The 7246-nt window shown below is 61.2% G+C and carries 7 protein-coding genes and 1 pseudogene; 6 read left to right on the plus strand and 2 right to left on the minus strand.

What is annotated here, in order from left to right:
* The first annotated feature begins 29 nt into the window (after positions 1-29).
* Both AC13C2_RS08290 and AC13C2_RS08295 read left to right on the plus strand, forming a co-directional pair.
* Entirely contained in the window at positions 30-746 is a 717-nt protein-coding gene (locus AC13C2_RS08290; RefSeq protein ID WP_245737662.1) for an AzlC family ABC transporter permease, read from the plus strand.
* Positions 743-1081, plus strand: coding sequence for an AzlD domain-containing protein (locus AC13C2_RS08295; protein ID WP_092765015.1), 339 nt, complete (start codon positions 743-745; stop codon positions 1079-1081). The genes AC13C2_RS08290 and AC13C2_RS08295 overlap by 4 nt, the downstream gene beginning before the upstream one ends.
* Here the strand turns inward: AC13C2_RS08295 and AC13C2_RS08300 are convergent.
* Positions 1070-1534 (minus strand): Lrp/AsnC family transcriptional regulator, encoded by a 465-nt coding sequence (locus AC13C2_RS08300; protein ID WP_175495930.1) that lies wholly within the window; start codon positions 1532-1534, stop codon positions 1070-1072. The genes AC13C2_RS08295 and AC13C2_RS08300 overlap by 12 nt on opposite strands.
* Positions 1535-1665: 131 nt before the next feature.
* On the opposite strand from AC13C2_RS08300, the gene ald reads away from it, so the two are divergent.
* Positions 1666-2781 carry an alanine dehydrogenase gene (gene ald, locus AC13C2_RS08305; protein WP_092765017.1) on the plus strand — a complete coding sequence of 372 codons (1116 nt, stop codon included), beginning with the start codon at positions 1666-1668 and terminating at the stop codon, positions 2779-2781.
* A gap of 66 nt (positions 2782-2847) precedes the next feature.
* Here ald and mscL read toward each other — a convergent pair whose 3' ends face one another.
* Entirely contained in the window at positions 2848-3282 is a 435-nt protein-coding gene (gene mscL / locus AC13C2_RS08310) for a large conductance mechanosensitive channel protein MscL (RefSeq protein ID WP_339644280.1), read from the minus strand.
* Positions 3283-3426: 144 nt separating this feature from the next.
* On the opposite strand from mscL, the pseudogene AC13C2_RS08315 reads away from it, so the two are divergent.
* The 3 genes and pseudogenes from AC13C2_RS08315 to AC13C2_RS08325 all read left to right on the plus strand — a co-directional run.
* Positions 3427-3988, plus strand: a pseudogene (locus tag AC13C2_RS08315) (glutathione S-transferase N-terminal domain-containing protein); the annotation flags it as partial.
* A gap of 207 nt (positions 3989-4195) precedes the next feature.
* Complete coding sequence (locus AC13C2_RS08320) at positions 4196-4513, plus strand: hypothetical protein (RefSeq protein ID WP_092765022.1); 318 nt, start codon at positions 4196-4198, stop codon at positions 4511-4513.
* Entirely contained in the window at positions 4506-6218 is a 1713-nt protein-coding gene (locus tag AC13C2_RS08325; RefSeq protein WP_482886508.1) for a methyl-accepting chemotaxis protein, read from the plus strand. Before AC13C2_RS08320 ends, AC13C2_RS08325 begins: the two co-directional genes overlap by 8 nt.
* The last annotated feature ends 1028 nt before the right edge of the window (positions 6219-7246 follow it).

Below are 7246 nucleotides of genomic sequence, written 5' to 3' on the forward strand. Positions count from 1 at the left end.
CTGTCTGTCACGCGAGAGGGATGCAAGCGATGGTAAGGTCTCCGTTCCGGCGCGGGGTGGCCGAGGGGCTGCCGTTTCTGGTCATCATGGTCCCCTTCGGAGCGCTGTTCGGTGTGCTGGGCGTGGAGGCGGGTCTGCCCATCGCGCAGGTCATGGGCTTTTCAGTACTGGTGATCGCGGGCGCGTCGCAGTTCACCGCCGTGCAACTGATGCTGGACAGCGTGCCAGCGGTGATCGTCGTCCTGTCGGCCCTGGCGGTGAACCTGCGGATGGCGATGTATTCCGCGGCGATGGTGCCGCACATCGGGGCGGCACCGCTGTGGCAACGGTCACTGATCGCATATTTCCTGGTGGATCAGACCTATGCGCTGTCGGTCAGTGCCTATGAGGACCGGGTCGATTGGGGCATCGCCGACAAGGTCGCGTATTTTGCCGGAACCGCGCTGCCGGTGTTTCCCGCCTGGGTCGGTTCGACGTTCGTGGGGGCCGTCCTGGGCGCGCGGGTGCCGGATGAATGGGCACTGGATTTCGCGCTGCCGCTGGCATTTCTGGCGCTGGTCGGACCCTTGTTGAAGACGCGGGCGCATGTTGCCGCGGCCTTCGTGTCGGTCGTTGGGGCGCTGGCACTGGTGTGGGTGCCGTGGAATCTGGGGCTGATACTGGCCGCGATCCTGGCCTTGATGACCGGCGCGGAAGTCGAGCGCAGGACTGCGGCGCGACCCGTCGGCACGGAACAGAGAACATGAGTCCCGTCGAGATCGGAGGTCCCGGCGTCTGGGGTATCATCGCGGCTCTGGGGGTGCTGACCTATCTGACACGGTTCGTGTTCCTGGGGATCGTCGGCGACCGGCCCCTGCCCGGCTGGCTGTTGCGGCATCTGCGTTATACCGGGGTAGCCGTCCTGCCGGGGCTGGTCGCACCGCTGATCGTCTGGCCCGCCGCGACGGGCGGCGAAACGGACCCGATCCGTCTGATTGCATCCGCCGCCGCACTGGGTGTCGGCGTCTGGCGCAAGGACGTCGTTCAGGCAGTCGTCGCGGGTGCGCTGGTGATGGGCGGGCTGAGCTGGCTAAACGGGTAAGGCCGTCGTCTTGAACACCGTCTTGAGCGCGAAGGACGACTGCATCTTGGACACACCCGGAAGCCGCGCCAGATGGCGGCGGTGGATGGTGGCGAAATCTTCGGAATCGCGCGCGACGACCTTGAGCAGATAGTCATAGGCCCCGGTCATCAGGTGGCATTCCAGAACATCGGGGATACGCGTGACCGCCGCCTCAAACGCATCGAGGACGTCATCGGCCTGTGTCGCGAGGCTGATCTCGACAAAAACGGTGGTGGGGCGTCCAACGGCACGCGGGTTCAGCAAGGCGACGGTTTTGTGAATTATGCCGGTCGCCTCCAGTCGTTGCAGGCGCCGATGACAGGCGGAGGGGGAAAGATTCAACTTTTCAGACAGTTGCGCCGAAGTAAGTCGGGCGTCCCGCTGCACCAGGCGCAGCAGACGGGCGTCGGTATCGTCGATCTGATGCTCCACGCTGAAATTTCCTGTTTTTGATGAAACAGCGCAAATTATTCGCGCAAGATGGATTTGATACGCCTGTGTTAACGAAATACATGCAATCCGTCACCCCTATGATCGCGCCCATATAACTCAGGGAGAACATGATGCTCATCGGCTGCCCCAAGGAAATCAAACCGCAGGAATTCCGCGTTGGCATGACGCCTATGGCCGCGCTGGAAGCGATCGCCCATGGTCATTCGGTGGTCGTCGAAACGAACGCGGGAGTCGGCTCGGGCTTCGACGACGCACAATATCTCGCGGTCGGTGCCAAGATCGTCGACACCGCCGAGGAGGTCTTTGCGACCGCCGATATGATCGTGAAGGTCAAGGAGCCTCAGTCGGAGGAACGCGCGCGCCTGCGCGAAGGCCAGATATTGTTCACCTATCTGCACCTTGCGCCAGACCCCGCCCAGACCAATGATCTGCTGGCATCGGGCGCGACCTGCATCGCCTATGAAACCGTCACGGACCGTGCAGGCGGCCTGCCCCTGCTGGCGCCAATGTCCGAGGTTGCGGGCCGTCTGGCACCGCAAGTCGGGGCATGGACCCTGCAGAAGGCCAATGGCGGGCGCGGCGTCTTGCTGGGCGGCGTTCCCGGTGTCGGCCCGGCGCAGGTCGTGGTTATCGGCGGCGGTGTCGTCGGCACCCATGCCGCCAAGATCGCGGCAGGCATGGGTGCGGATGTCACCGTGCTGGACCGCTCCCTGCCGCGCCTGCGCTATCTGGACGATGCCTTCGGCGGCACCTTCAAGACCCGCTTCGCCAGCGCCGGCAATACCGCCGAGTTGGTGATGGCGGCCGACATGGTGATCGGTGCCGTGCTGATCCCCGGTGCTGCCGCGCCGAAACTGGTCAAGCGCGCGGACCTGTCGCACATGAAACCCGGTGCAGCGATCGTCGATGTCGCCATCGATCAGGGCGGATGCTTCGAGACGTCGAAGGCCACCACGCACGAAGACCCGATCTACGAGGTCGACGGCATCATGCATTATTGCGTGGCGAACATGCCGGGCGCGGTCGCGCGCACCTCGACGCTTGCCCTGGGCAACGCGACGCTGCCGTTCCTGTTGTCGCTGGCCAACAAGGGCTGGAAAAAGGCCTGCGCCGATGACGCGCATCTGAAGAACGGATTGAACGTCCATGCCGGCAAGCTGACCTATGCCGCCGTGGGCGAAGCCCTGGGTCTGGAGTCGGTCGACGCGGACAGCGTTCTGGCCTGAGCGAATGCTTTGACGAATGTGTAAGGGGCCCGCGCTTGCGGGCCCGTTGCACGCTTGGAGAGCGGATTATGCCCCGCGCTTCAGATTGTCGCGGATCTCCAGAAGGACATCCAGTTCGGATGGGCCGGTCTTCACCTCGGGGGCAATGTCGTCTGGATGCTCCGCCACGGATTTCACCCGGTTGACCATCTTGACCAGCATGAACACGACAAAGGCGATGATCAGGAAGTTGATGCAGGCGGTGATGAACGCACCATAGGCGAAAATGGCCGCGCCAGTTGCGCGCGCCGCCTCGAGTCCCGTACCCGCGGGTACATCGCCGGACAGCACGACATACATGCTTGTGAAATCGACACCGCCGAGGACCAAGCCGATGACCGGGTTGATCAGATCGCCCACCAGCGATGTGACGATGGCGGTGAACGCCGCCCCGATGATGATGCCGACCGCCAGGTCCATGACGTTGCCCTTGGCGATGAAATCCTTGAATTCATTTATCATATTGTCCCTCGCTTGGTCGTTATCGTGCAAATCCCGGCAGTCCGGGTATTCGGGCACAGGCATTGTCGGTTTTCGCGACTGAGTCACCCGTTTTCTTCGCTTTCAGCGGGTATCGGGTGAGGGGCATAACGCGAGAAGTTGCGCATGACGGACCTTTCAGCCTTTCGCTCACACGTCATCGGGTGCCGGAAGATCCGACGCGGGTTACAGCTTTTCCGCTTTCCGACACCGAATGTGACTGTCGCCGTTGCGCTGGAAGAAACGGGTTTGGCCTATGAGGCGCATCGCGTGACGCTGACCGATGCGGATGTGAAGTCGCCCGCGTTCTGTCGCTGAACCCCAACAGCAAGATCCCCGCGATCATCGACCCGGACGGACCGGACGGCACGCCGATCGGGCTTTGGGAAAGCGGGGCGATCCTTTTGTATCTGTCTGAAAAGACTGGGCTGCTGGGCGGTGCGACCGCATCGGACAAGGCGCGGGTCATGCAATGGCTCATGTGGCAGATGGCTGGGCTGGGCCCGATGCTCGGTCAGTTGGGTTATTTCGTGAAGTTCGCAGGTAAGGACATCCACGATCCCGGCCCCGCGACCGGTACGCCGCTGAGGCGAAGCGTCTGCTGGACATCCTGTCCGGATCGCTGGCGGATCGGGACTGGATCGCGGGCGGGTACTTCATCGCCGACATAGTCATTGGGCGATGGCTGGCCGTCATTGCGGAATCGGAAGCGTGGCAACCACGGCCGTTCCGAGGAAGACAAGCCCGAGGCAGAGCGCGGCGATCTGGAATCGTAATATCATGGGTGGTCTTGTAGGGCCGCTTTCTTGAGAACCCGTTAATTGCCCGGAATTCCTTTGAAGAGACGCCGCACCCCTTAAGCGTTCCGAAAGATTCGGCTGTTAGCAACGGCAGCATGATGAACAAACGCGCCCTTGTTGCCGGTCTGGCGTTGCTGTGGTTTCCGATCACGAGTATTGCCGCAACCCTCGCCGTCTTGCCCGGTGCCACGCCGGGGGCTCCCGTGCTGGTCCTGTCCCGTCCATTTGGCCCGTCAGCCGAGTCGCTCGTTACGACAGCCGGTGGATATCTGATCGACCAAGGCGCATCGCCATTCGGGGTCGTCGCAACTTCCCCATCGGCATCCTTTTCGTCCAGGCTCAAGGCTTCCGGCGCCCTAATGGTGTTGGACGCGGCTCTCCTTCCCGGCTTCATGTGTGGTGCGAATGCCTGACAAATCCCTGAATCGCAGTCGCGAAAAGGCGACACAACTGGCGCTTCTGGCCTGCCTCGCCTGCACCGTTCCGATCGGCATGGTGGCGATTGCGAACGATATGACGCCATGGGTCCTGATCCCGCTGTCCATGGCACTGCCCCTCGTCGGCTTCTGCATCCGCAGATTGGACCAGGGTATAGGCCGGATCGCCGTGGGGCTGGCACTGGTCGGGCAGGTCATGCTTCTGACGACCGCGATGGCGGCGCATCCATGGCAACTGGACGTCCATCTGTATTTCTTTGCAGCACTCGCCGCCACTGCGGCCCTCGTCGATCTTCGCGCTCTCATTATCGCGGCCGCGGCCATTGCGCTCCATCATGTCTTGGCAACAGTCGCGATGCCCGCCCTGTTCTATGGATCGACGATCGCAGACCCATGGCTTCTGCTTCAGCGGACATTGATCCATGTTTCCGCAGTCGTGATCAACGTCGCCTGGCTCGGCGCTGCGATCCATGTACGAACGCGTCTGGTCAATGCTGCGGTGAAGGATAAGGCCAAGATCGAAGCGGCCACGGCGCGGGCCATCACCGCCGAGCGGCAGGCATCCGCTGCGCTGGTCGATGCGACGACCGCCCAGACGCAGGCGAATGTCGCACGGCAGGATGCAGAAAACGCGCTCGAACAAAGCCGGATCGACGGGCAGCGCGCCAAAGCTCTGGACGCAGAGGCCATGAAACTGCGCACGATCGAAGAAGAACGTCAGGAAAAGGAGCGAATGGTCCAGCTGAATGCGATCACGGTCTTGCGGCGCGCTTTGGAACGCCTGGCTGACGGCGATTTGTCGTCCCGGACGTCGGGGACTCTGCCGAAGGGGTACGAGGATCTGGCGGACAGGTTCGACAGCACTCTGGAATCTCTCGAATTCGCCTTGTCCGACATACATCAGGTTTCGCTGACGATTTCGGACGAAACAGATGAAATTGCGTCCGCAGCCACGGATCTGTCCCAGCGGACCGAACGTCATGCGGCCACTCTGGAGGGAATAAGCCGATCGACCGAACAGCTTACGCAGTTGATCCGTATCACGGCCGAAGATGCGGGACAGGCCGAGGCGATCATGGTTACCACGGGATCCGAAGCGGAAGCAGGCGCGCGGATCATGGGACAGGCTATCGCCGCGATGGCCGAGATCGAGGTTTCGGCAGGAGAGGTGCGAAAGATCACATCCATGATCGAGGATATTGCGTTCCAGACCAATCTATTGGCTCTGAATGCGGGAGTGGAGGCCGCCCGCGCCGGTGATGCGGGACGTGGTTTCGCCGTCGTCGCCTCCGAAGTTCGGGCGCTGGCGCAACGTTCGTCGGAAGCGGCAAACCGGATCAACACTTTGATCGCGCAATCCGGCGATCAGATCGTGCGGGGGGTGACACTCGTCCACGACACCGGCGACGCATTGGAAAAGATCATTGCCGCTGTCGAAACTGTAACGACACGGATCAGTACGATCGCCGCAACGTCGGAGGAACAGGCCACCGGGGTTCACGACATCAATGCGGCATTGCGTGACCTTGATCGGGTATCGCAGCAAAATGCCACCATGTTCGAGGAAACCACTGCCGCCTGTCAGACCCTCAGAACCAGCGCGCACGGACTCTCCCTGTCGATCCGAAAGTTCGGTGGCGCGGGTCCCGACGTGACCGAAACGGAGGTGCAAGCCGCGTAGGCCCCATGTCTCGTCCGCAGCCGAGGTAACCATGGCGAACGGTGTACGATTTCTATGAGAAATCCATACGATTTCTCGCAAAGGCTACGATAGCGACGAACATGTCTCATCATGCTGACGTCAATTCCAGCGAAAAGGGTCATACCAGCAAATCATGGAGTCAAATGTCCAAGGCAACCCGGCCGGGCTGATTGCGCAGGAAATGTAACCGCGTGGCTGTTGCGAAACTAAGACTTCAAGCGGCACCATCTTACATGGGCATTCCGGCCTGCATGTCCGCAGGCTTGTGGGAAGCTCCGCCATCTGGAGGCTGCGGCGTTGCCCATTCTGAAATCGCGCTGCGAAGAGATGGAAGGCTAATACAGCACGATCCGATGTATGGTGATGGGGACAGGCCCGTCTTGGTCGCTGTGCCATGGATCGATCAATGGGTGCATCTTTCAAATGAAAATTCAGTCAGGCCCGATCATTCCGAGCCCATATGCATCCGAAACCCTGCGCGGGAGAGCGGGGGCGGTTTTCATCGCCGGACCCCTTGATCCGGTTTAAACAAAATCTATGCGCCAGTTTTCTCCGGCGTCTTCCATGCACCTGAGCGGCTCGGCTCTGTCCTTGCCATGGCACCGTCACTCACAGAGCAAGATCATCCGGCAATATCTCCGAAAGCGGTCAGCCGCTTGTTGCCGCCGAACGTATCCTTCGAGCAAGGCACGACCCCAGGCACCAAGTTCATCAGCATCGCCCCCGGACCTGCATTGCACCATATTCCGGCATTGCCCGGATCAAGAATGAGAGCGACCTGTCCGGCTAGTTGGATCACACAGGCATGAAGCGTTCCCCAAGCCACGGGTGATCTGGCTCACTGCATCCTAAAGCGTTTTGCTTTTAACCTGAGGCATATCCAGCAGCCTTGACGGAGTTCCAGCATTCCTGTGGATCGAAGAGGTCGCAGATGTCGCCAGGAGCTTCAAACAGAGCGTTGGAAGTTCTGGCCCCGATCCGTCGCAAGTGGGATTTGAGCTTCGGGA

Source organism: Jannaschia sp. L-14R (assembly GCF_056857695.1).

Bases quoted from the DNA above. Each gene is read 5' to 3' on its own strand.
- AC13C2_RS08290 (WP_245737662.1), top strand. From the start codon at position 30: ATGGTAAGGTCTCCGTTCCGGCGCGGGGTGGCCGAGGGGCTGCCGTTT.
- AC13C2_RS08295 (WP_092765015.1), top strand. From the start codon at position 743: ATGAGTCCCGTCGAGATCGGAGGTCCCGGCGTCTGGGGTATCATCGCG.
- ald (WP_092765017.1), top strand. From the start codon at position 1,666: ATGCTCATCGGCTGCCCCAAGGAAATCAAACCGCAGGAATTCCGCGTT.
- mscL (WP_339644280.1), bottom strand. From the start codon at position 3,282: ATGATAAATGAATTCAAGGATTTCATCGCCAAGGGCAACGTCATGGAC.
- AC13C2_RS08320 (WP_092765022.1), top strand. From the start codon at position 4,196: ATGATGAACAAACGCGCCCTTGTTGCCGGTCTGGCGTTGCTGTGGTTT.
- AC13C2_RS08325 (WP_482886508.1), top strand. From the start codon at position 4,506: ATGCCTGACAAATCCCTGAATCGCAGTCGCGAAAAGGCGACACAACTG.